Below are 22,793 nucleotides of genomic sequence, written 5' to 3' on the forward strand. Positions count from 1 at the left end.
GCCGGGTTATCCACGGGAATGAGGCCGTCTCAGCGGGATCAGGGCAATCGCCCTACCGTCTTGCGCATGACCGATCGCACGAACGGGCACCTTTCGCTACCCGAGCGCAACGGCCCGCCGCCGGGCGGGCGTTGGCGGCTCGCGGTGCGGGAGCGCCTGCCGCTATGGCTGCAACTGCGCTGCGGCATCGAGCCGAAGACGCTCGCCGCACTGACGGTCGTGCTGGTGGCGGCGTGCGCCTTCGCCGCGTATCACTTCCTGGCCGGCCGTCCGCAGACCGTACGGGTGCCCGCGCGGGAGACGCCGGCCGTTGTGACACCGCCGCCTCCGCCGGTCGTGGCCTCACCGTCCCGTACGGGCGGGGCGGTGGTCGTGGACGTGGCGGGCAAGGTCCGCAGGCCCGGCGTGCGGCGTCTGCCGCCGGGTTCGAGGGTGGCCGACGCGCTGGCCGCGGCCGGGGGAGCCCGCCCGGGCGCGGACACGACGGGCCTCAACAGGGCGCGCGTCCTCATGGACGGGGAGCAGATCGTGGTGGGCGCCCCGGCGGGCGGCCAGGGCGGTGGGGGAAGCCAGGGCGGTCCGGGCGGTGCGCCCGGGCCCTCGCCGGGAACGGCCGCCTCGGCCGGGACAGGCCCCGCGCCGGTCGGCCCGGTGAGCCTGAACTCGGCGACGGTCGAGCAGCTGGACGCGCTGCCGGGCGTCGGTCCCGTCCTGGCCCGGCACATCCTCGACTACCGCACGCAGCACGGCGGTTTCCGCTCCGTCGAGGAGCTCCGCAAGGTGAACGGAATCGGCAGTCGCCGCTTCACCGACCTCCGTCCCTTGGTGCAGCCATGACGGCTGGTGCAGCCATGACGGCGCCGCTGCCCGGGGCTCGTGGCGGTGCGGCCATGACGCCCACCGGGAATGCACATGGGCCCGCAGCGGCCCTCCCGGGGCCGGGGCCGGGGCTCCGGGACGAGGGCCCACCGGATCTGCGGCTGGTCGCGCCCGCCGTCGCGGCGTGGGTGGCGGCGGCCGCGGCCCTGACCGCGACCGGCCGGGCGGTGGCCCTGGCGGCGGGCGCCGGGGCCCTGGCGGCCGGCGTGCTGCTGGCCCGGGGGAGGCCGGGCCGCACGGCCGGCCGCGGGATCGCCGTCGCCCTCGCCGCCGTCCTGCTGTGCGCCGCGGCCGGCGCGGCGGTGGCAGCCCTGCGGGGCGCGGATTCCCGCCGCGGGCCGCTGCCGGGGCTGGCCCGCCGGCATGCCGCCGCCGTGGTCGAGGCGACGGTCACGGCCGACCCGAGGGCCGCGCGCCCGCACGTGCGGGGAGCCGCCCGGGCGGCTCCCGCGGCCGTCGTCGAGGCCGAGGCGGTCAAGGTGACCGCGGGCCGTGCGACGACCACCGTCCGCGCGCCCGTGCTGCTGATCGCGCCGCCTTCGTGGCTCGGGCTGCTGCCGTCCACCCGGGTGCGGGCCCAAGGGCGTCTTACGGTGCCGTCCCGGGCGGCAGGCTCCGGCCCGCTGCCCGCCGCGGTGCTGCGGATCGGCGGCCGGGAGCCGCCCCGGGTCGTGGGCGGGCCGAGCACGGTGCAGCGCGTCGCCGGCAGGTTCCGCGCGGGGCTGCGGGCGGCCACGGACGGGCTGCCCGAGGATCCGCGGGCACTGCTTCCCGGCCTCGTGGTGGGGGACACCTCCCGGGTGCCGGCGGACCTCGACGAGGCGTTCCGGGCGACAGGCATGACGCACCTGCTGGCCGTCTCGGGGAGCAACCTCGCGATCCTGCTCGCCGTGTTCGTCGGGCCGCCGCACCTGGCCGCCCGTGCCGAGCGCCGCGGCCTCGCGGCCCGGCTGGGGGTGCCGCTGCGGGCGACGGCGGTGCTGGGCGCGGGGCTCGTGCTGGGGTTCGTCGTGGTGTGCCGGCCCGATCCGAGCGTGCTGCGTGCGGCCGCCTGCGGGCTGGTGCTGCTGCTCGCCCTCGGCACGGGCCGGCGCCGCGGCCTGCTGCCCGCCCTCGCCGCCGCGGCCCTGCTGCTCGTCCTCTACGACCCGTGGCTCGCCCGCAGCCCCGGCTTCCTCCTCTCGGTGCTGGCCACCGGTGCCCTGCTGACCCTCGCGCCGCGCTGGAGCGCGGCCCTGCGGCGGCGCGGGGTGCCACCGCGCGTGGCCGAGGCCCTGGCGGCGGCCGCCGCCGCGGAGGCGGTCTGCGCGCCGGTGGTCGCCGTGCTGGCGGAGCGGGTGAGCCTGGTGGCGGTGCCCTGCAATCTCCTCGCCGAGGCGGCCGTCGCGCCCGCCACGGTGCTCGGCTTCGCCGCGCTCGCCGTGTCGCCCGTGGCCCTCCCCGTCGCGGTGTGGCTCGCCCGGCTCGCGTCCTGGCCCGCCTCATGGGCCGCCGCGGTGGCCCGTACGGGCGCGGACCTGCCCGGGGCGGAGCTGGCCTGGCCGGGCGGCTGGGCCGGCGGCCTGCTGCTCGCCGCGGTCGCGGCAGCCGTCGTGTTCACGGCCCGGCGGCTGCTCCGCAGTCCCTGGGCCTGCGCGGCGGGCGCGCTGCTGCTGCTCGTCGCGGTCGTCCGGCCGGCGCCTTTGAACCGCGCGGTGACAGGCTGGCCGCCGCCCGGCTGGCGGCTCGCGGTCTGTGACGTGGGGCAGGGGGACGCACTGGTCCTCGCGGCGGGCGAGGGGAGCGCGGTCGTCGTGGACGCCGGTCCGGAGCCCCGGGCCGTGGACCGGTGCCTGAGCGCCCTCGGCGTCGAGCGGATCCCCCTCGTCCTGCTGAGCCACTTCCACGCCGACCACGTGGACGGGCTGCCCGGGGTGCTGCGCGGCCGGGCGGTCGGGGGCATCGAGACGACGCCGTTCGCGGAGCCCGCGGGCCGGGCGGCGTTCGTCCGCCGCGAGGCCGGGCGCGCGCACGTCCCCGTGACCACGGCCCGGGCGGGGGAGCGCAGCGGCCTGGGGGAGCTGACGTGGGAGGTGCTGTGGCCGCCGCCGGCGGGGACGTCGGCGGCGGCCGAGGAGGGGCCCAACGACGCCAGCGTCACCCTGCTGGTCCGCAGCGCCGGCCTGACCGCGCTGCTGCTCGGCGACCTGGAACCACCCGCCCAGCAGGCCCTCCGGGAGACCCACCCCGAGTTGCCCGCCGTGGACGTCCTCAAGGTCGCCCACCACGGCTCCGCCCACCAGGACCCGCAGTTGATACGCGGCCTCCGGCCCCGCCTCGCGGTCGTCTCGGCCGGCGCCGGCAACCCCTACGGCCACCCCTCGCCCCGCACGCTCGCCGCGCTCAGGGCACAGGGCACGACGGTCCTGCGGACCGACACGGACGGGCCGGTCGCGGTGACCGGCAGCGGGGCGAGGGTAGCGGCGGTCACCAGGTCCACGACCTAGGACCGTGACCGGGACCACAGCCCGATGACATCACCAGCGACCTGAGAGATAACTGACTCATGAACAAGATCATCAGTGACGCCGCCGTCGACGCCTACCTGAGCCGTATCGGCGTCACCCGGCCGGCCGTGCCGGACCTGGCCGCTCTGCGCGAGCTCCACCTCCGCCACCTGCACGCGGTGCCCTTCGAGAACCTGTCGATCCACCTGGGCGAGGAGGTCGTGCTGGACCCCGCCGCCCTCGTGGCCAAGGTGACGGGCGGGCGGGGCGGCTTCTGCTACGAGCTCAACGGCGCGTTCGCCGCGCTGCTGGACGCCCTGGGCTACCGGGTCACGCTGCTGGCCGCGCGGGTGATGGGTCCCGAGGGGCTGTTCGGCCCGCCCTTCGACCACCTCGCGCTGCGGGTTCACGCGGCCGACAGCGCGGAGCCGTGGCTGGTGGACGTCGGGTTCGGCCGGAACAGCCACTACCCGCTGCGGTTCGACGAGCGGGGCGAGCAGGCCGACCCCGCCGGTCCCTTCCGGCTCGCCGAGACGGCGGACGGGGACCTCGACCTCCTCCGGGCGGGCGACGTGCAGTACCGCCTGGAACGGCGGCCCCGGGAGCTGGCGGACTTCGAGGGCGGCTGCTGGTGGCACCGCACCTCGCCCAAGTCCCTCTTCACCAAGGCGGTGATCTGCTCCCGGCTCACCGCCACCGGCCGCGTCACCCTCAGCGACCGCACCCTGGTGACCACCGGCGCGACGGGCCGTCAGGAGCTGCCGCTGGCGGAGCAGGAGATCCTGCCGGCCTTCCGGGAGCACTTCGGCATCGAGCTGGAGCGCATACCGCAGGCGAGCGGCCCCGTCCCGGCCGAAGGCTGAGTCACTCCCGCTCGAGCCAGCCGTCGTACTCCTCGGCGAGCTCGCGCAGCGCGGCGAGGTCGAGGTCGCCCTCGGGGGCCTCCAGGACGACCAGCCACTGGGCGTCCTCGGCGTCGTCCTCGCCGGCCAGGGCCTCGCGGACTATCTGAGGGTCGTCGTCGAGCGCGAAGCGCTGCGCGGCCTCCTCGGCCGCCTCCTCCGCGGCATCACGGTCGGGAAGCACCAGGAGGTGTCGTACGGAATCGGTGTCTGAGGAGAGATAAGGGCTGCTCACAACGCACATTGTGCGATATGGCGGACGGACGCGCGGGGGGAGGTGTCAGTAGCGCGTGGGATGCTGGTCGCGATGGCCAGGAAGACTGCAACCGACGACGTTCTCGCCCCCGTCACGCTCGCCGTGGGCCAGGAGGATCTCCTCCTGGACCGGGCGGTCCGGGAGGTGGTCGCGGCCGCCCGCGCCGCCGATGCCGACACCGACGTCCGTGACCTCACCCCCGACGCCCTCCAGCCGGGCACCCTCGCCGAGCTCACCAGCCCGTCGCTCTTCGCCGAGCGCAAGGTCGTGATCGTGCGCAACGCCCAGGACCTCTCGGCGGACACGATCAAGGACGTCAAGGGCTATCTCTCCGCGCCCGCCGAGGAGATCACCCTGGTGCTCCTGCACGCCGGCGGCGCCAAGGGCAAAGGCCTGCTGGACGCGGCGCGCAAGGCCGGGGCGCGGGAGGTCGCCTGCCCCAAGATGACCAAGCCGGCCGACAGGCTGGCGTTCGTGCGCACCGAGTTCCGTACGGCCGGCCGCTCCGCGACCCCCGAGGCCTGCCAGGCCCTGGTGGACGCGATCGGCAGCGATCTGCGGGAGCTGGCGAGCGCCTGCACCCAGCTCGTCGCCGACATCGACGGCACGATCGACGCCGCCGTCGTCGGGCGGTACTACACGGGCCGCGCCGAGGCCTCCAGCTTCACCGTCGCCGACCGCGCGGTGGAGGGCCGGGCCGCCGAGGCCCTGGAGGCGCTGCGCTGGGCCATGTCCACGGGCGTCGCGCCCGTCCTGATCACCAGTGCCCTCGCGCAGGGCGTCCGCGCCATCGGCAAGCTCGCCTCCGCCCCCCGCGGCGCCCGCCCGGGTGATCTGGCGCGGGACCTCGGCATGCCGCCGTGGAAGATCGACCGGGTCCGGCAGCAGATGCGGGGGTGGTCCGCGGACGGTGTCGCCGCGGCGCTCATCGCCATCGCGGAGGCGGACGCGGGGGTCAAGGGCGGCGGCGACGACCCGGAGTACGCCTTGGAGAAGGCGGTCGTCGCGGTGGCCCGGGCGGCGCGCAGCCGCGCCTGAGCGCTGTTCTCTTCCCGATCTCTCTCTGGCGCCGTTCTCGATCTCTGCTTGGGCTCACGTCTTGTGAGTCCGTCTTGTGAGTCCGTCCTCTGAGTCCAAGCAGAGATTGAGAACACGGAAGGCCCGCGAAAAGCCCAAAGACCCCGTGCCACCCTTGGGGAAAGGGGGCACGAGGCCTTTGGATCGTTCATCGAGCCGTGAGGCTCATGCCGCGCCCGCGTGGCGAACGACCGAGCGCGGCGGGGTGCCGGACCGGAGCGGTAGAGGGGCCGCTGATTCCGATACCGGCGAAGGCCCGGGGCTCACGCCCCGGAGAGGCTTCAGCCCTTGAGGGCGGCAACCTGCTTGGCCAGCGCCGACTTCTTGTTGGCGGCGGCGTTCTTGTGCAGGACACCCTTGGTGGCGGCCTTGTCGAGCTTCTTGCCGGCCAGGGCAACGGCGGCGGTGGCCTTCTCGGCGTCACCGGCGACGATGGCCTCGCGGGCCGCACGGACAGCGGTCTTGACCGCGGACTTGACGGCCTTGTTACGCAGGCGCGCCTTCTCGTTGGTCTTGTTCCGCTTGATCTGGGACTTGATGTTCGCCACGAAAGAGCCTTTTCAGGTTCGTTGGATTTCGAGATGTGTGCCCCACGCGTGAGAGGGTCGCGAAGCACAGTGGACCAGGCTACCAGCAGCTCCTCCGGCCGCCCAAACCGGACGACGGCCGCCGCTCATGGGACGATGGAGGGGTCGTATACCCGACTCCCGCCGAGACTGGCGTACCAACGCCGAAGTCACCGAATGGATCCTGCGTGCCCGCGACCCCTACCAACGTGCCCGAGCCGAGCCGTACCGACCCGGCTCTGATCCGCAACTTCTGCATCATCGCGCACATCGACCACGGCAAGTCGACGCTTGCCGACCGGATGCTCCAGCTCACCGGCGTGGTCGACCAGCGGCAGATGCGCGCGCAGTACCTCGACCGGATGGACATCGAGCGCGAGCGCGGCATCACGATCAAGTCCCAGGCGGTCCGTCTGCCGTGGGCGCCCACCGAAGACGAGGGCAACACCCACATCCTCAACATGATCGACACGCCGGGCCACGTCGACTTCACCTACGAGGTCTCGCGCTCGCTCGCCGCGTGCGAGGGCTGCATCCTCCTGGTCGACGCCGCGCAGGGCATCGAGGCCCAGACCCTCGCCAACCTCTACCTGGCGATGGAGAACGACCTCACGATCATCCCGGTCCTCAACAAGATCGACCTGCCCGCCGCCCAGCCGGAGAAGTTCGCCGCCGAGCTCGCGAACCTCGTCGGCTGCGAGCCCGAGGACGTCCTCAAGGTCTCCGCCAAGACCGGCATGGGCGTGCCCGAGCTGCTCGACCGCGTCGTCCGCGACGTCCCGGCCCCGGTCGGCGTCAAGGACGCCCCGGCCCGCGCGATGATCTTCGACTCGGTCTACGACTCCTACCGCGGTGTGGTCACCTACGTCCGTGTCGTCGACGGCGAGCTCAAGAAGCGCGAGCGCATCAAGATGATGTCGACCGGCGCCACCCACGAGCTGCTGGAGATCGGCACCAACTCGCCCGAGATGCTCCCGGCCGACGGCCTCGGCGTCGGCGAGGTGGGCTACATCATCACCGGTGTGAAGGACGTCCGGCAGTCCAAGGTCGGTGACACGATCACCTCCCAGCAGAACGGCGCCACCGACGCCCTGGGCGGCTACAAGGACCCGAAGCCGATGGTCTTCTCGGGTCTCTACCCGCTGGACGGCTCGGACTACCCGGAGCTCCGCGAGGCCCTGGACAAGCTGCAGCTCAACGACGCCGCGCTCGTCTACGAGCCGGAGACCTCGGCCGCCCTGGGCTTCGGTTTCCGCGTCGGCTTCCTCGGCCTGCTCCACCTGGACGTGGTCCGCGAGCGGCTGGAGCGCGAGTTCGGCCTCGACCTCATCGCCACCGCGCCCAACGTGGTCTACAACGTGCGGATGGAGGACGGCGCCGAGCACGTCGTCACCAACCCGAGCGAGTTCCCCGAGGGCAAGATCGCCGAGGTGCACGAGCCGGTCGTCAAGGCGACCGTCCTCGCGCCCACCGAGTTCGTCGGCGCGATCATGGAGCTCTGCCAGTCCCGCCGCGGCACGATGCTGGGCATGGACTACCTCTCCGAGGACCGGGTCGAGCTGCGCTACACCCTCCCCCTCGCGGAGATCGTCTTCGACTTCTTCGACCAGCTGAAGTCCAAGACCCGCGGCTACGCCTCCCTCGACTACGAGCCCACCGGCGAGCAGACCGCCGACCTGGTCAAGGTCGACATCCTGCTGCACGGCGACAAGGTCGACGCCTTCTCCGCGATCACCCACAAGGAGAAGGCCTACGCCTACGGCGTGCGGCTCGTCGCCAAGCTGCGCGAGCTCATCCCGCGGCAGAACTTCGAGGTGCCGATCCAGGCCGCGATCGGCTCCCGCGTCATCGCCCGCGAGACCGTCCGCGCCATCCGCAAGGACGTCCTCGCCAAGTGCTACGGCGGTGACATCTCCCGTAAGCGGAAGCTGCTGGAGAAGCAGAAGGAAGGCAAGAAGCGGATGAAGATGGTCGGCAGCGTGGAGGTCCCGCAGGAGGCCTTCATCGCGGTGCTGTCCAGCGACGAGGCGGGGGAGAAGGGCAAGAAGTAGCCCGCCCCCCGGGCCGGCCCCGGCCGCCCGGGTCGGCACCCGGCCGGCCCCCGGTCAGTCTCCGGTCAGTCTCCGGTTCAGTACGGAAGCGCCCGTTCCCACCTCGTGGAGCGGGCGCTTCCGTACGTTCCGGCCGCAAGGCCGCGATCCCGCCGGTCACAGCTTCGACAAGCCGTTCTCACCCTCTTACGCCACGGGCCCCGGCCGCTTACGCTGATCACTGCTTGGAAGGTTACTCGTGAGTCACCAGCAACGAATCGGGCCCCGGAGGACGCCGTGACCGAGACACAGGCTTTGATCGAGAACCGGCCGCCCTCCGTGGCGTCGATCCTCCTCGAACGCGTCGGGGCGACACCCGGCGCGGAGGCCTACCGCTACCCGGTCCCCGCCCCCTCCGGCCAGGGCCCCGACACCTGGGCCTCGCTCACCTGGGGCCAGGCCGCCGAGCGCATCTTCGCGATCGCCGCGGGCCTGGTCGACCTCGGCGTGCACCCCGAGGAACGGGTCGCCCTCTCCTCCTCCACCCGCGTGGAGTGGATCCTGACCGACCTCGGAGTGCTCTGCTCCGGGGCCGCGACCACCACCATCTACCCCAGCACCAACGCCGAGGAGACGGCGTTCATCCTCTCCGACTCCGAGAGCCGGGTGCTCATCGCCGAGAACGCGGCCCAGCTCGCCAAGGCCCGGCAGCACCGCGCCGACCTGCCCGGCCTCGTGCACGTCGTGGTCGTCGAGGAGGAGGACGCCGTCCCCGCCGAGGGCGACCCCGAGGGCTGGGTGCTCTCCCTCGCCGAGCTGGAGCGGCGCGGCGCCGCCCGCCTGGCGGCCGAGCCGGAGACCGTGCGCGAGCGGATCAAGGACCTGCGCTCCGACCAGCTCGCCACGCTCATCTACACCTCCGGCACCACGGGCCGCCCCAAGGGCGTGCGCCTGCCCCACGACACCTGGTCGTACATGGCCCGTGCCATCCAGGCCACCGGCATGGTCCGCCCCGACGACGTGCAGTTCCTGTGGCTGCCGCTCGCGCACGTCTTCGGCAAGGTGCTGACGTGCAGCCAGATCAGCACCGGGCACGTCACCGCCGTCGACGGGCGCCAGGACCGCATCGCCGAGAACCTCCGGGCCGTCCGCCCCACCTACATGGCGGCCGTCCCCCGCATCTTCGAGAAGGTCTACAACGGCGTGGCGGCCAAGGCCCGCGAGGGAGGCGGCGCCAAGTACAAGATCTTCCGCTGGGCCGCCGAGGTGGCCCGCGAGTACGCCAAGGCCTCGCAGGACAACTTCCGCCGCACCGGCAGCGCGGGCGTCCCCTTCGGGCTCGCCACCAAGCACAAGGTCGCCGACGCCCTCGTCTACGCCAAGATCCGCGAGGCCTTCGGCGGCCGCCTGCGCGCCTGCGTCTCCGGCGCCTCCGCGCTCCCCCCGGACATCGGCTACTTCTTCTCCGGCGCCGGCATCCACATCCTGGAGGGCTACGGCCTCACCGAGACCAGCGCCGCCAGCTTCGTCAACCCCGGCGAGGCCTACCGCACCGGCACGGTCGGCAAGCCCCTGCCCGGCACCGAGGTCCGCATCGCCGACGACGGCGAGATCCTCCTGCGCGGCCCCGGGGTCATGGCCGGCTACCACGGCCTGCCCGAGAAGACCGCCGAGGTCCTGGAGAGCGACGGCTGGTTCCACACCGGCGACATCGGCGAGCTGTCCCCCGACGGCTACCTGCGCATCACCGACCGCAAGAAGGACCTGATCAAGACCTCGGGCGGCAAGTACGTCGCGCCGACCGAGATCGAGGGCCGCTTCAAGGCCCTGTGCCCCTTCGTCTCCAACGCCGTCGTGCACGGCGCCGACCGCAACTACTGCACCGCCCTCATCGCCCTCGACGAACCCACCCTCATGGCCTGGGCCGCCGACCACGGCCTCGCCGGCAAGCCCTACGCCGAGGTCGTCGCCGACCCGCGGACCGTCGAGCTCGTCGAGGGCTACGTGCAGCGGGTCAACGAGGGCCTCCAGCGCTGGCAGACGATCAAGAAGTTCCGGCTGCTGCCGCGCGACCTGGACGTCGAGCACGGCGAGCTCACCCCGAGCCTGAAGCTGAAGCGGCCCGCGGTCGAGCGGCAGTACAAGCACCTGATCGACGAGATGTACGAGGGCGCCCGGGAAGCGTGAGCCGACCGGTCCACTCCGGCGATGCCGGACAATGGACCCATGCCTTCCGTACTGCCTGACGGCGAACCCATGCCCGAGGACGGGGCCCTGCCCGGTCACGCCCTTGCCGGCGCCGGGCAGCGGCCGCTCGGGTTCTACCTGCACGTGCCGTACTGCGCGACGCGCTGCGGGTACTGCGACTTCAACACGTACACCGCGAGCGAGCTGCGCGGCTCCGGCGGCGCGCTCGCCTCGCGGGACAACTACGCCGAGACGGTCGAGCGGGAGATCCGCCTCGCACGGAAGGTCCTGGGCGACGACCCGCGCCCCGTCGAGACCGTCTTCGTCGGCGGCGGCACGCCCACCCTGCTGCCCGCCGCCGGCCTCGTCCGGATGCTCGCCGCGATCCGCGACGAGTTCGGCCTCGCGGACGGCGCGGAGATCACCACCGAGGCGAACCCCGAGTCCGTCGACCTGCGCTACCTCGCCGAGCTCCGCGAGGGCGGCTTCAACCGGATCTCCTTCGGCATGCAGAGCGCCCGGCAGCACGTCCTGAAGATCCTCGACCGCACGCACACGCCGGGCCGCCCCGAGGCGTGCGTCGCGGAGGCGCGCGCGGCCGGGTTCGAGCACGTCAACCTCGACCTGATCTACGGCACGCCCGGGGAGTCCGACGACGACTGGCGCGCCTCGCTGGACGCGGCCGTCGGCGCCGGTCCCGACCACGTCTCCGCGTACGCGCTGATCGTCGAGGAGGGCACCCGGCTCGCCCGCCGGATCCGCCGCGGCGAGGTCCCCATGACCGACGACGACGTCCACGCCGACCGCTACCTCATCGCCGAGGAGGCGCTCACGGCCGCGGGCTTCTCCTGGTACGAGGTCTCCAACTGGGCCACGTCCGACGCCGGCCGCTGCCGCCACAACGAGCTCTACTGGCGCGGCGCGGACTGGTGGGGTGCGGGCCCCGGCGCGCACTCCCACGTCGGGGGCGTGCGGTGGTGGAACGTCAAGCACCCGGGCGCGTACGCGCAGGCGCTGGCCGAGGGGCGGTCGCCGGGCGCGGGACGGGAAGTCCTGCCGGACGAGGACCGCCGGGTCGAGCGGATCCTGCTGGAACTGCGGCTGATCGACGGCTGCCCGCTGTCGCTGCTGAAGCCGGCGGGTGCGGCGGCCGCTGCTCGCGCCTTGGCGGACGGCCTGCTGGACCCCGGCCCGTACGAGCGGGGCCGCGCGGTCCTGACGCTGCGGGGCCGGCTCCTGGCGGACGCGGTGGTGCGGGACCTGGTGGACTGAGCCTCAAGCGCCGCACGGGCTGGAATTCAGCCCGTCCGGCGATGGAGGACGACGCGCGTCCGGCGCGGACCGGGGCCCGGGGCGGAGCCCCGGTTTCGGGAAGGGGCGGGTCAGGGGAGAAGCCTCCGCGCTAGCCCACCGGCACCGTCACGAAGTCGATCAGCTCCTCGACCCTGCCCAAGAGCTCCGGCTCCAGGTCCTTATAAGACCGCACGCCCGAAAGGATCCGCTGCCACGCGGCGCCCGTGTTCGACGGCCACCCCAGCGCCTCACAAACCCCCGTCTTCCAGTCCTGCCCCCGCGGCACCCGCGGCCACTCCCGGATGCCCACGGAGGAGGGCTTGACCGCCTCCCACACGTCCACGTACGGGTGACCCACGACGAGGACGTGCTCGCCCGTCACCTCCGCCGCGATCCTCGACTCCTTCGAGCCGGGCACGAGGTGGTCCACGAGGACGCCGAGCCGCGCGTCGGGCCCGGGGGCGAAGGAGCGGACGATCGCCGGGAGGTCGTCGACGCCCTCCAGGTACTCGACGACCACGCCCTCGATGCGCAGGTCGTCGCCCCACACCCGTTCCACGAGCTCCGCGTCGTGGCGGCCCTCCACGTAGATGCGCCCCGCCCGGGCGACGCGCGCCCGCGCGCCCGGGACGGCGATCGAGCCGGATGCCGTCCGCGCGGGCCCCTTGGCGGCGGGCGCGGAGGAGGGTCGTACGAGGGTGACGACGCGCCCCTCCAGCAGGAAGCCCCGCGGCTCCATCGGGAAGACGCGGTGCTTGCCGAAGCGGTCCTCCAGGGTGACCACGGGCCCCTGCGCCGTCTTCTCGCAGCGGATCACCGCCCCGCAGAAGCCGGTGGTGACCTCCTCGACCACGAGATCGACGTCCGCGGCCACCTCGGGCGCGGGCTGCTGCTTCTTCCACGGGGGAGTGAGATCGGGTCCGTACTGTCTGCTGCGCATGGAGATCATTCTTCCCGCGGCGCACACGGTTACGACACGTCGAAGCGCGCCGCCAAGGCGTCCCGCTGCGCCCGTACGAATCCCGCGTCCACCGCCGCCCCGTGCCCCGGCACGTACACCGCGTCCTCGCCGCCGAGCTCCAGCAGCCGGTCGAGGGCCGCGGGCCAGCACCGGGGCAGAGCGTCCGGACCGGCCTGGGGTTCGCCGGACTCCTCGACGACGTCCCCGCAGAAGACGACCTCGGGCGCTCCGCCGCGACCCGCGACGAAGACCGCCAGGTCGTGCGCGGTGTGGGCGGGCCCGAGGTTGGCGAGGAGGGCCTGCCGTCCGCCGCCCAGGTCGAGCGTCAGCTCCCCGCTGACCGGGTGCCGGGGCACGACGAGGCGCTCGGCGGCCTCCGCCGCGGCCCCGGGCGCGAGCCCGTACCGCTCGGCGTCCAGGCGGATCTCCTCGCGCTCGCGCCGCATCAGCTCGGCGGCGCCCACCGCTCCGTACACCTCCGCGCCCGGGAACGCGGCCGTGCCGAACACGTGGTCGAAGTGGGGGTGCGTAAGAGCGATATGCGTCACGCTCCGGCCGAACAGCTCCCGCACCTCTTGCCCGAGTTCCGCCCCCTCCGCAACCGTCGCCCCGGTGTCCACGAGCAGCACACCCGTACTGCCGACGATCACCCCTACTGTGGCGTCCCACGCAGGCATTCGGCGGCGTGCGACCCCCGGCGCGAGCCGTTCCCACCGTGCTTCCGCCCCCTGGCCTTGCTGACCGCTGTCCATACCAGGACGCTAGCGGGAGCGCGGTACGGTTGCCCGTCCGGCTGTCCTTCCCCGGGGGGCGCGGGCGCCGCGGCGCGGACGGCTCTTGCCCTGGCTGTGGTGCACGGCCGTACACTGGCTGGAGGGCTTTGGCACTCGCCACCACTGAGTGCCAGGATCGGCCCCGTAAGACGGTCTGGACTTGGAGGTGCGCGCGATGCTGAGCGAACGCAGGCTCGAGGTGTTGCGCGCCATCGTCCAGGACTATGTGGGCACCGAGGAGCCCGTCGGCTCCAAGGCCCTCACCGAGCGGCACCGGCTGGGCGTGTCCCCGGCCACGGTGCGCAACGACATGGCCGCGCTGGAGGAGGAGGGCTTCATCGCCCAGCCGCACACCAGCGCCGGCCGCATCCCGACCGACAAGGGCTACCGGCTCTTCGTCGACCGGCTCGCGGGCGTCAAGCCCCTGTCGACCCCGGAGCGGCGCGCCATCCAGAACTTCCTGGACGGCGCCGTCGACCTGGACGACGTCGTGGGGCGCACGGTCCGCCTGCTGGCGCAGCTGACCCGGCAGGTCGCCGTGGTGCAGTACCCGTCGCTGACCAGGTCGACGGTGCGCCACGTGGAGCTGCTCTCGCTCGCGCCGGCCCGCGTCATGCTCGTCCTGATCACCGACACCGGGCGCGTCGAACAGCGCATGATCGACTGCCCGGCCCCGATCGGGGAGAATTCGCTGGCGGACCTCCGCGCCCGGCTCAACAGCCGCGTCGTGGGCCGCCGGTTCACGGATGTGCCGCAGCTGGTCTCGGATCTCGCCGAGTCCTTCGAGCAGGAGGACCGCGGAACCGTTTCTACGGTGCTCGCCACCCTGCTGGAGACGCTCGTCGAGGAGACCGAGGAGCGGCTCATGATCGGCGGCACCGCCAATCTCACCCGTTTCGGGCACGACTTCCCCCTCACCATCCGGCCCGTGCTGGAGGCGCTGGAGGAGCAGGTCGTGCTGCTGAAGCTGCTGGGCGAGGCCAAGGACTCCGGGATGACGGTGCGCATCGGCCATGAGAACGCTCACGAGGGACTGAACTCCACATCGGTCGTCGCCGTCGGCTACGGTTCGGGCGACGAGGCAGTCGCCAAACTCGGCGTGGTCGGACCGACCCGCATGGACTACCCCGGAACGATGGGAGCGGTACGCGCAGTGGCACGTTACGTCGGACAGATCCTGGCGGAGTCGTAAGTGGCCACGGACTACTACGCGGTCCTGGGCGTACGGCGTGACGCCTCGCAGGACGAGATCAAGAAGGCCTTCCGCCGCCTCGCCCGCGAGCTGCACCCGGACGTGAATCCGGACCCGAAGACGCAGGAGCGGTTCAAGGAGATCAACGCCGCCTACGAGGTGCTCTCGGACCCGCAGAAGAAGCAGGTCTACGACCTCGGCGGCGACCCGCTCTCGGCGTCCGGCGGCGGTGGCGGGGCCGGTGGCTTCGGCGCGGGCTTCGGCAACTTCTCCGACATCATGGACGCCTTCTTCGGCCAGGCGTCGCAGCGCGGCCCGCGCTCGCGCACCCGGCGCGGCCAGGACGCCATGATCCGTCTCGAAGTGACCCTCGACGAGGCCACGTTCGGGACCACCAAGGAGATCCAGGTCGACACCGCCGTCGTCTGCACCACGTGCAGCGGCGAGGGCGCGGCCCCGGGCACCTCCGCCCAGACGTGTGACATGTGCCGCGGCCGCGGTGAGGTCTCGCAGGTCACCCGCTCCTTCCTCGGCCAGGTCATGACGTCCCGGCCGTGCCCGCAGTGCCAGGGCTTCGGCACGGTCGTGCCGACCCCCTGCCCGGAGTGCGCCGGTGACGGCCGCGTCCGCTCGCGGCGCACCCTGACCGTCAAGATCCCGGCCGGTGTCGACAACGGCACCCGGATCCAGCTCGCGGGCGAGGGCGAGGTCGGCCCCGGCGGCGGCCCCGCCGGCGACCTCTACGTGGAGATCCACGAGAAGCCGCACACGGTCTTCCAGCGCCGCGGCGACGACCTGCACTGCACGGTCACCATCCCGATGACGGCCGCGGCCCTCGGCACCAAGGTGCCGCTGGAGACCCTGGACGGCATCGAGGAGATCGACATCCGCCCCGGCACGCAGTCGGGCCAGTCGATCCCGCTGCACCAGCGCGGTGTCACGCACCTGCGCGGCGGCGGCCGCGGTGACCTCGTCGTCCACGTCGAGGTGATCACCCCCGGCAAGCTGGACCCGCAGCAGGAGGACCTGCTGCGGCAGCTGGCGAAGCTGCGGGGCGAGGAGCGGCCGATGGGCGAGTTCAAGCCGGGGCAGCAGGGGCTGTTCTCGCGGCTGAAGGACGCGTTCAACGGGCACTGAGCCCCGTAACACCTTCATCACGCCTTGATCGACGATCGCCGGACGGGCCCGCAGCGGACCCGTCCGGCGATCGTCATCGCCTGTGACACGATGTGTGCATGGCTTACGAACCCAGGGTGGCTTCCGCGCTCGCCGGACTGTGCCGGCACCCGGTCGTGCAGGCCCCCATGGCGGGTGGCGCCTCCGGGCCCGCCCTCGCGGCCGCGGTCTCCGAGGCGGGCGCCCTCGGCTTCCTGGCCGCCGGCTACAAGACGCCCGCGGCGATGTACGAGGAGATCAAGCAGCTCCGGGCCCGTACCGCCGCACCCTTCGGTGTGAACCTGTTCATGCCCCAGCCTCCCGCGGCCGATCCGGCCGCCGTCGAGGTCTACGCCGAGCAGCTCGCCGGCGAGTCCGCCTGGTACGAGACGCCGCTCGGCGACTGGGACCAGGGCTGCGACGACGCCTACGAAGCCAAGCTCGCGATCCTCCTCGACGACCCCGTGCCGGTCGTCTCCTTCACTTTCGGCTGCCCCTCGCCTGAGGCCGTCGCCGCTCTCCGCGCCGCCGGTACGGTCACGGTGGTCACCGTCACCTCCGCCGCCGAGGCACAGGCCGCGCAGGAGGCCGGAGCGGACCTGGTCTGCGCGCAGGGCGTCGAGGCCGGCGGCCACCAGGGCACCCACCGCGACGACCCGCACGCCGACGGCACCGGCGCGGGCCTCGGCCTGCTGTCCCTGCTCACCCAGGTCCGGGACGCCGTCGACCTGCCCGTGATCGCCGCCGGCGGGCTGATGCGCGGCGAGCAGATAGCCGCCGTCCTCGCCGCGGGCGCCTGCGCCGCGCAGCTCGGCACCGCGTTCCTGGCCTGTCCGGAGTCCGGCGCCCACGCACTGCACAAACAGGCGCTGACCGACCCGATGTTCGCCGGTACGGAGCTGACCCGGGCCTTCTCGGGCCGCCCGGCCCGGGGGTTGGTGAACCGTTTCATCCGGGAACACGGCCCGTACGCCCCTGCCGCCTACCCCCAGGTCCACTACCTGACGGCGGGGCTGCGCAAGGCCGCCGCGGCGGCGGGCGACCCGCAGGCGATGAACCTGTGGGCGGGCCAGGGCCACCGCCTGGCGAGGCCGCTGCCGGCGGCGGAGCTGCTGCGGGCCCTGCTGGGGGAACTGGAGGCGGCACGGGGGAAGTTGAGCGAGATGCGAGGGAGCAAGTCATGACAGCGCCGGTGTTCCTGGTCGAGGAGGACGCCCTGACGGGGGTCTTCCCCGGTACGGTCTTCCCCCTCGACGGCCCGGAAGGCCGCCACGCCGTCTCCGTCCGCCGCCTGCGGGTCGGCGAGGAGATCGGCCTGACGGACGGGCAGGGCACGGGCGCGTTCGGCACCGTGACCGCCGTCGAGGGCAAGGACCACCTGGACGTCGCCGTGACGTCCGTACGCTCCGAGCCGCTCCCCGAGCCCCGCATCACCGTCGTCCAGGCCCTGCCCAAGGGCGACCGCGGCGAGGTGGCCGTCGAGACGATGACCGAGACCGGCGTCGACGCCGTCGTCCCCTGGGCCGCCTCCCGCTGCATCACCCAGTGGAAGGGCGACCGCGGCCTGAAGTCCCTCGGCAAGTGGCGCGCCACGGCACGGGAGGCCGGCAAGCAGTCGCGCCGCCTCCGCTTCCCCACGGTCAGCGAAGTGATGACGACCCGGCAGGTCGCGCAGCTCCTCGCGGACGCGGCCTTCGCCGCCGTCCTCCACGAGGAGGGCCACAGCGCCCCCCTCGCCACGGCACCGCTGCCCGCCACGGGCGACATCGTCCTCGTCGTCGGTCCCGAGGGCGGTGTCTCCCCCGAGGAGCTCGCGGCGTTCGCCGAGGCGGGTGCGAAGCCGTACCGCCTCGGTGCGAGCGTCCTGCGCACCTCCACGGCGGGGACGGCGGCCACGGCGCTGCTGCTGGGGCGGACGGGCCGCTGGTCCTGAGGGCGGCGCGCGCGGCGCGAAGGGTTTGATCTCGGGGGAACGTCGTAAGGAACGGGGATGACGGGGGTCACGAGGGGGGAGCGAGCTCTGCCATGGCAGCACAACTCCGCACACGGGACTACGGTCAGATGCTTGATCTCGTCGTCGCGGTTCTGGAGAACGAGGACGCCGACGCCGCCTGGCACGTGATGGCCCGGCAACTGCTGGACTCACTGGGCTGCGACTCGGCGACCTTCTCGCACGTACGGGTCAGGGAGGGCACGGGAGCCGTCGTCGGCTGGGCGCCTGAGCCGCTCAGCCGGGTCGTCGACGGCCTGGTCCAGCGCCGCATCCAGCAGCGGCACCCCCTCCTGGAGTACGGGATGACCGAAACGGCGCCCGTGAACATCGCCGATATCTGCGACGGCTGGCGCAACACGAACTGGTACCGCGAGGCCCGCCGCGACTTCGGCGTCACCCAGCAGGTCGGCGTGCCGCTCACCCACGACAACGGCAGCATGTGCGTCGCCCTCCTGGGCCGCCGGGGCGACTTCCTCTCCCACGACCTCGCCTTCCTGAGACGCCTCCAGCCGGTGATCCAGACCATGGGCCACCACCTCGCCGAGATGAAACGCCTCCGCAGCGTGGGCTCTTCCGCGGCAGGGGGCGACCTGACGCCGCGCGAGGCGACGGTCCTGGGCCTGCTCGCCGAGGGCCTGACAGCAGCGGCCATCGCCCGCCGCCTCGCCATCTCCCCGCACACGGTGAACCGCCACCTGGAACGGATCTACCGCAAGCTCGGCACGAACAACCGGGTGACGACGCTGGTGGTGGCGCGGGCGGAGGGTTTGGTCGCGTGAACCACCTGAACGGATGACACGAGACCAACTCGGCTGTCTGTAGACGATATTGTCGCCCGTGGCGCACCTAATGCGCCCCCTCCCACGAGGACGTGAACACCTCTCCGGACGCTCGCCCAGGGCGCCCGGCGTGGGCGTCCTCCGGAGCACCCCGGGCAGGGGTGCACTTGTAGGGAGGGGGCGCCCATGGGACGCCATCGGAAGAAGTCGCTTCTCGGGCGTATCTGCGCGGTGATCCGCGAGTTCGGGAGGTGGCTGACCGGACGGTGACCGCCAGTCCTCACACAAGCTGAGGGCTGACGGCCGCATACCGTCCTCTTTCGGTGGACCCTCGTCGCGGAGTAGCTGTCCGACGACGGGGGTCTATACGTGCAGCCACTGGTACTTCTGCCTTAACTGCACGCACGCCCAAGCTAGCACTTGCGCCGCGGGTCGCACCACGACCGGCGGTGGCCTGAGGTTCCTCGGGGCGTGCGCCTGCCGTAGGAAGATCTTCCTATGGTGACGGGCACCTGCCGTGGGCGACGCTTGACCTCGGAAGAACCGAGGCCGGCCGCCGGATACGGGGGTACCGGCGGCCGCCGGGTTCAGCGGGGGGCGCTCGCGCTGAGCGTTCCGGTTTTTATGCGCGTTATGAGGGGGCGGAGCCGCGCCGGGCTTGTGGCGAGTATGGCGTCGGGGACATCGCTCTCGCGGAGGAGGACGGCGCCGGTGGGGGTTGCGGCGAGGAAGACGCAGGAGGACGCCTCTTCGCTGTAGGAGGACTTCTGCCAGTTGAGGTGAGCCACTTTCCTTCCCCTTCAGATGGCCTTCGCGATGTGGTGGATGAGTTCGCGTGACGCCTTCTGATCGAGGGCGACCGTTTCCATGCGGTCCAGCATCTGGCGGTACTTTTCGAGCTGTGCTGGTGCATCGATCATGGCGCCGCCGTGGGCGATGTCGAGCGCCAAGGTGTCGAGTTGGGGAACCGGTCCGTGGAAGTAGTCGGCTCCATGACCGGTGGTCGGAAACGCAACGCTTCCGAACGGGATCACCAGGATGGTGATGTCTGCCCGCTCGCCCATGTCGAGCAAGTGGTCGAGCTGCGCCTTGGCGATGACGCGGCCACCGAACTGCATGCGCAGAGCTGCCTCATGGATGATCGCCGTGTACGGCGGAGGCGTATCGCGGTAGAGGACCGCCTGCCGCTTGATGCGATGAGACACGCGGTACTCGATTTCGTGCGGCAGGAGCCGGGGCACTGCCTCGCGAAAGATCGTGCGGGCTTGGTCCGTCGTCTGCAGCAGTCCCGGGATGTGGATCACCTGGGCCACACGTAGCGCCGTCGCGTGGTGTTCGAGTTCCGCGAGATCGGTCAGGCCGCCGGGGAGCGTGTCGCGGTACTCCTCCCACCAGCCTCGCTTCCGCTCACCTGTCATGGCAGCCAGGGCATCCACCAGCGCTTGATCTGCGCAGTCGTAGTTGATGGCAAAGGTGCGGACCCTCTCTGCGCTGACTCCGTAGCGCCCGGCTTCGATGCTGCTGACTCGGGACTGCGTGATTCCGAGCCGCGCCCCGGCTTCTGTCGCGGTCAGGTCGGCGCGCTCGCGAAGCCTGCGCAGTTCGGCGCCGAGGCGACGCCGCCGGATGGTCGGTGAGGGTGTGCTCGGTGGCATCGCGTTCCTTCACTGCTCGTACGTGTGCATGACGGCATCGCTCGAACGGCGTACGTGTAAGCCGTATCCCATGATTTCCGTGGGATGTATCCCATGGGGCCGCTACGGTGTGACGCGGGCCACTTCGAATGGCCCGACCCCACCTCGCCACCGGGAGGCCTCATGGCAACCGTATCCGTAACGCAGCCATGGACGTACGTACTGGAACTGCCGCGCGACCCGAGCGCACTGGCCGTCGCCAGGGCCACACTGCGGGCCGTCCTGACGGAGCACCGGATGTCGGAACTGGCGGACGCCGCCGAGACGTTGACGTCCGAGCTCATCGTGGGCGCCCCGGCAGTCGCCGGGGACACGCTGCGGCTGAGGCTGCGCGGGGACGAAGGGGGCCGCCTGCAGGTGAGCGTCGGCGGCCACGTCGTGGAACTGCCCGAACCCGAACGGCACGCCGTATCGGCCACACCCCTGGCCGGCTGCGAAACGTGCGCCGAACTGAATGCCGCATGGCGGCAGGCCGAAGAGAGGTGCAGCGGCAGCGACGAGGTCGTGCACGCCGGCATCGCCCTGCGCCGCCACTTCCGCAACGCGCACTGGATCCCGCAAGGGACGACGGGGTGACCGCGACCGTGGGCAGGCTCGTGCCGAGGTGCACGCACACGGCGGGCTGGACGCAGGAGGGCGACGCGGCGAGCTGCGACCACTGCGGAACCCGCCGCTTCACGGGCTACGCGGCCCTGCTGCTCCCGGAGCTGCCCCAGTGGGAGGCTTGTTTGCCATTGCCGGTGAGCACCAGCATGGTTCCTTGACGGGAACGGGGCGATGGGAGTGATCGGCAGTGGCTGTCCGGGATGGCGACATGATCCGGGTCGAAGCGAGCGGTTCGGGGTGGGCCGACGGGATCGAGGGCGTCGTCGCCGGGACGTGGGAAGGCCGTCTGCGGATCAAGGTCACGAAGAACGCTCCGCCGGGGGTGAACGCGATCCTCTTGGAAGAGGACGCCGTCTACGACGTGTGCGATCAGATCGGAGGGGCGGGACCGATGCCGCTGTGCTCCTCGTGCCAGGGAAGCGGAAAGATCGAGTGGGAGGACGAGGACGGCTGGCAGCACGAGGCGCCGTGCACGACGTGCAACGGCGAGGGTGAGGTGAACTGCTGAGGGCGCCTGCGCAGCCGATGCGGGTTCTGCGCGGCCGGCGTCAGCGGCTGGCCGGGGGCTGGTGCCCTCTCGGCGCGGAAATCCACCGGTCCGGGTGGGGCGACGCGGCGTAGAAGCGCGTCACGGATGCCGGCCGAGCGCCACAGCGGCCCCACCTGAAGGCCCGCGCCTGCCGTCAAGCCTCTTCCGACGCGGAATCACATCGTCCGATTCGCGCTCGCGAGCGTTGACGGGCCGGTCCTCCCCACCCCAGGATTCCGCCGTTCTGTCGTTCCGTCACTCAACCCGGACACCGGGAGGACGCAATGCGAGCACGGATCACAGCAGCGGCCATGGTTCTCACCGCCGGCGCCGCGCTCCTGACCGCCACACAGGCAGGGGCCGCACCGGCAGGATCCGCACCGGCGGCCAAGCCGGTCACGCCCGCGGCATGGTGCCTGCAGAAGGGGGGCACGCCCGCCGACTACCGCGCGTACTACGACAACCAGCTCAACCTCACCCCGCTGGGCACGGTGCGCGAGCTGTGCCGTTTCCAGAACGCGAAGGACAACACACAGATCGTCCTTCCGTCCGACACCCTTGCCGCGGACAAGCCGACCCTCGCGGCACTGGCCTACATCCGTAAGCCTGCTCTGCCGCCCATTCCCGGAGGCGTCAACCCGGCCGCGGTGTACTGCGCCCACCTCGGCGGCACGTCGCAGTTCGGCGAGAACAAGCTCGACGTCGGCGGATGGATCAGGGAAGGGGATCGTGTCAGCCGCGACAACCTGCACTCCATGTGCATGTTCGCCGACGGCTCGGCCATCGACGAATGGGGCCTGACGTACCACACGTTCGGGGTCGTACGCGGCGCGAACCTGGAGAACAAGTTCCGGGCGCACATCCCGTCCGCGCAGGGCCGGGAGGCGTGGAACCGGCTGTAGGCGGGCCGGTCCGGGCCACGGGGAGTGCGGCGGTTCGTGCCGCGCCCCGTGGCCGTGCCGACCGCGCGTCAGACGCTAGAGCGTCATACCTACGTGCGATTATGTGGCGTTGGTGTACGACCTGGCGGGGGAGGCGGCTATGGGCGACAGCCCGGGCGGCGACGGCAAGATCCTGGACATCAAGACCGCGGACCTGAAGTCCGCGGCGCCGACGTTCAGTGAGCAGAGCGGCAAGCTGCGCGAGGCGCTGACCGAGCTGACGACGACGCTCGACGGCCTCGGCGCGCCATGGGGTGCGGACGAGCAGGGGAAGACGTTCGGCGACTCGTACAAGCCCGCCCGGGAGAGGATCGAGCACGCGACGAAGATCTTCGTTGCCGGCCTCGCGAGCATCCACGAGGCGATGGTGGACATGTCCGACGGCCACATCGAGAACGACAAGCTGATCGCCGGGATGTTCTCGAAGAACGGCGTCAAGGGCGGGGACCCGGGTAAGGCCGGTAGCGGCAAGTGAGCGTTAAGCACAAGGTCCA

At 72.2% G+C, this 22,793-nt stretch carries 23 protein-coding genes; 17 read left to right on the plus strand and 6 right to left on the minus strand.

Translation table 11 applies throughout. From position 1 onward, the window contains the following. Positions 1–66 precede the first annotated feature (66 nt). Genes ACOTKD_RS04415 through ACOTKD_RS04425 form a run of 3 tightly spaced genes read left to right on the plus strand, consistent with a single transcriptional unit; the run spans position 67 to position 4,228 of the window. A complete protein-coding gene (locus ACOTKD_RS04415; protein ID WP_424887528.1) occupies positions 67–837 on the plus strand; it encodes a ComEA family DNA-binding protein in 771 nt (256 codons plus the stop codon). Next, positions 834–3,365 carry a ComEC/Rec2 family competence protein gene (locus ACOTKD_RS04420; RefSeq protein ID WP_424887529.1) on the plus strand — a complete coding sequence of 844 codons (2,532 nt, stop codon included), beginning with the start codon at positions 834–836 and terminating at the stop codon, positions 3,363–3,365. Before ACOTKD_RS04415 ends, ACOTKD_RS04420 begins: the two co-directional genes overlap by 4 nt. Before the next feature lie 59 nt (positions 3,366–3,424). Beyond that, positions 3,425–4,228: an arylamine N-acetyltransferase family protein gene (locus tag ACOTKD_RS04425; protein ID WP_424887530.1), complete on the plus strand. Its 804-nt coding sequence runs from the start codon at positions 3,425–3,427 to the stop codon at positions 4,226–4,228. Between the two features lies 1 nt (position 4,229). Here ACOTKD_RS04425 and ACOTKD_RS04430 read toward each other — a convergent pair whose 3' ends face one another. Then, positions 4,230–4,502, minus strand: a complete 273-nt coding sequence (locus tag ACOTKD_RS04430) for a hypothetical protein (protein WP_424887531.1) — start codon at positions 4,500–4,502, stop codon at positions 4,230–4,232. A 72-nt stretch (positions 4,503–4,574) separates the two neighbouring features. Here ACOTKD_RS04430 and holA point away from each other — a divergent pair, with 72 nt between their 5' ends. After that, positions 4,575–5,561, plus strand: coding sequence for a DNA polymerase III subunit delta (gene holA, locus ACOTKD_RS04435; RefSeq protein WP_424887532.1), 987 nt, complete (start codon positions 4,575–4,577; stop codon positions 5,559–5,561). A gap of 320 nt (positions 5,562–5,881) precedes the next feature. Here holA and rpsT read toward each other — a convergent pair whose 3' ends face one another. After that, positions 5,882–6,148, minus strand: a complete 267-nt coding sequence (gene rpsT, locus ACOTKD_RS04440) for a 30S ribosomal protein S20 (protein WP_058044490.1) — start codon at positions 6,146–6,148, stop codon at positions 5,882–5,884. A 206-nt stretch (positions 6,149–6,354) separates the two neighbouring features. On the opposite strand from rpsT, the gene lepA reads away from it, so the two are divergent. The 3 genes from lepA (at position 6,355) to hemW (ending at position 11,655) form a co-directional block, all read left to right on the plus strand. Continuing rightward, entirely contained in the window at positions 6,355–8,217 is a 1,863-nt protein-coding gene (lepA, locus tag ACOTKD_RS04445) for a translation elongation factor 4 (protein WP_424887533.1), read from the plus strand. A gap of 276 nt (positions 8,218–8,493) precedes the next feature. Continuing rightward, positions 8,494–10,383, plus strand: coding sequence for an AMP-dependent synthetase/ligase (locus tag ACOTKD_RS04450; protein WP_424887534.1), 1,890 nt, complete (start codon positions 8,494–8,496; stop codon positions 10,381–10,383). A gap of 39 nt (positions 10,384–10,422) precedes the next feature. Continuing rightward, positions 10,423–11,655 (plus strand): radical SAM family heme chaperone HemW, encoded by a 1,233-nt coding sequence (gene hemW / locus ACOTKD_RS04455; protein WP_424887535.1) that lies wholly within the window; start codon positions 10,423–10,425, stop codon positions 11,653–11,655. Positions 11,656–11,785: 130 nt separating this feature from the next. On the opposite strand, the gene ACOTKD_RS04460 is transcribed toward hemW, so the two are convergent. Together ACOTKD_RS04460 and ACOTKD_RS04465 are read right to left on the minus strand one after the other, a co-directional pair. Then, positions 11,786–12,616 carry a DUF3097 domain-containing protein gene (locus ACOTKD_RS04460; RefSeq protein WP_424887536.1) on the minus strand — a complete coding sequence of 277 codons (831 nt, stop codon included), beginning with the start codon at positions 12,614–12,616 and terminating at the stop codon, positions 11,786–11,788. A gap of 29 nt (positions 12,617–12,645) precedes the next feature. Further along, positions 12,646–13,389 carry an MBL fold metallo-hydrolase gene (locus tag ACOTKD_RS04465; RefSeq protein WP_424887537.1) on the minus strand — a complete coding sequence of 248 codons (744 nt, stop codon included), beginning with the start codon at positions 13,387–13,389 and terminating at the stop codon, positions 12,646–12,648. 196 nt (positions 13,390–13,585) lie between these two features. On the opposite strand from ACOTKD_RS04465, the gene hrcA reads away from it, so the two are divergent. The 5 genes from hrcA (at position 13,586) to ACOTKD_RS04490 (ending at position 18,529) form a co-directional block, all read left to right on the plus strand. Continuing rightward, positions 13,586–14,602, plus strand: a complete 1,017-nt coding sequence (gene hrcA, locus ACOTKD_RS04470) for a heat-inducible transcriptional repressor HrcA (protein WP_424887538.1) — start codon at positions 13,586–13,588, stop codon at positions 14,600–14,602. Next, complete coding sequence (gene dnaJ, locus ACOTKD_RS04475; RefSeq protein WP_424887539.1) at positions 14,603–15,739, plus strand: molecular chaperone DnaJ; 1,137 nt, start codon at positions 14,603–14,605, stop codon at positions 15,737–15,739. 98 nt (positions 15,740–15,837) lie between these two features. Beyond that, complete coding sequence (locus ACOTKD_RS04480; protein WP_424887540.1) at positions 15,838–16,941, plus strand: nitronate monooxygenase; 1,104 nt, start codon at positions 15,838–15,840, stop codon at positions 16,939–16,941. Continuing rightward, on the plus strand, positions 16,938–17,690 hold the full coding sequence (locus ACOTKD_RS04485; RefSeq protein WP_424887541.1) for a 16S rRNA (uracil(1498)-N(3))-methyltransferase: 753 nt from the start codon (positions 16,938–16,940) through the stop codon (positions 17,688–17,690). Before ACOTKD_RS04480 ends, ACOTKD_RS04485 begins: the two co-directional genes overlap by 4 nt. A gap of 92 nt (positions 17,691–17,782) precedes the next feature. Next, positions 17,783–18,529 carry a response regulator transcription factor gene (locus ACOTKD_RS04490; RefSeq protein ID WP_424887542.1) on the plus strand — a complete coding sequence of 249 codons (747 nt, stop codon included), beginning with the start codon at positions 17,783–17,785 and terminating at the stop codon, positions 18,527–18,529. Between the two features lie 587 nt (positions 18,530–19,116). Here ACOTKD_RS04490 and ACOTKD_RS04495 read toward each other — a convergent pair. Both ACOTKD_RS04495 and ACOTKD_RS04500 read right to left on the minus strand, forming a co-directional pair. Further along, positions 19,117–19,317: a DUF397 domain-containing protein gene (locus tag ACOTKD_RS04495; protein WP_424887543.1), complete on the minus strand. Its 201-nt coding sequence runs from the start codon at positions 19,315–19,317 to the stop codon at positions 19,117–19,119. 12 nt (positions 19,318–19,329) lie between these two features. Next, complete coding sequence (locus ACOTKD_RS04500; RefSeq protein ID WP_424887544.1) at positions 19,330–20,184, minus strand: helix-turn-helix domain-containing protein; 855 nt, start codon at positions 20,182–20,184, stop codon at positions 19,330–19,332. A 162-nt stretch (positions 20,185–20,346) separates the two neighbouring features. Here ACOTKD_RS04500 and ACOTKD_RS04505 point away from each other — a divergent pair, with 162 nt between their 5' ends. From ACOTKD_RS04505 to ACOTKD_RS04525, 5 genes are all read left to right on the plus strand, one after another. Further along, positions 20,347–20,799 carry a hypothetical protein gene (locus ACOTKD_RS04505; RefSeq protein WP_424887545.1) on the plus strand — a complete coding sequence of 151 codons (453 nt, stop codon included), beginning with the start codon at positions 20,347–20,349 and terminating at the stop codon, positions 20,797–20,799. Then, positions 20,796–20,987, plus strand: a complete 192-nt coding sequence (locus ACOTKD_RS04510; RefSeq protein WP_424887546.1) for a DUF6255 family natural product biosynthesis protein — start codon at positions 20,796–20,798, stop codon at positions 20,985–20,987. The genes ACOTKD_RS04505 and ACOTKD_RS04510 overlap by 4 nt, the downstream gene beginning before the upstream one ends. A gap of 50 nt (positions 20,988–21,037) precedes the next feature. After that, positions 21,038–21,337: a hypothetical protein gene (locus ACOTKD_RS04515; RefSeq protein WP_424887547.1), complete on the plus strand. Its 300-nt coding sequence runs from the start codon at positions 21,038–21,040 to the stop codon at positions 21,335–21,337. A 305-nt stretch (positions 21,338–21,642) separates the two neighbouring features. Beyond that, positions 21,643–22,260 carry a hypothetical protein gene (locus tag ACOTKD_RS04520; protein ID WP_424887548.1) on the plus strand — a complete coding sequence of 206 codons (618 nt, stop codon included), beginning with the start codon at positions 21,643–21,645 and terminating at the stop codon, positions 22,258–22,260. Between the two features lie 139 nt (positions 22,261–22,399). After that, positions 22,400–22,774: a WXG100 family type VII secretion target gene (locus ACOTKD_RS04525; RefSeq protein WP_424887549.1), complete on the plus strand. Its 375-nt coding sequence runs from the start codon at positions 22,400–22,402 to the stop codon at positions 22,772–22,774. Positions 22,775–22,793: the final 19 nt, after the last annotated feature.

The organism is Streptomyces sp. XH2 (genome assembly GCF_049725035.1).
In the GTDB taxonomy this organism is placed as follows: domain Bacteria; phylum Actinomycetota; class Actinomycetes; order Streptomycetales; family Streptomycetaceae; genus Streptomyces; species Streptomyces roseoverticillatus.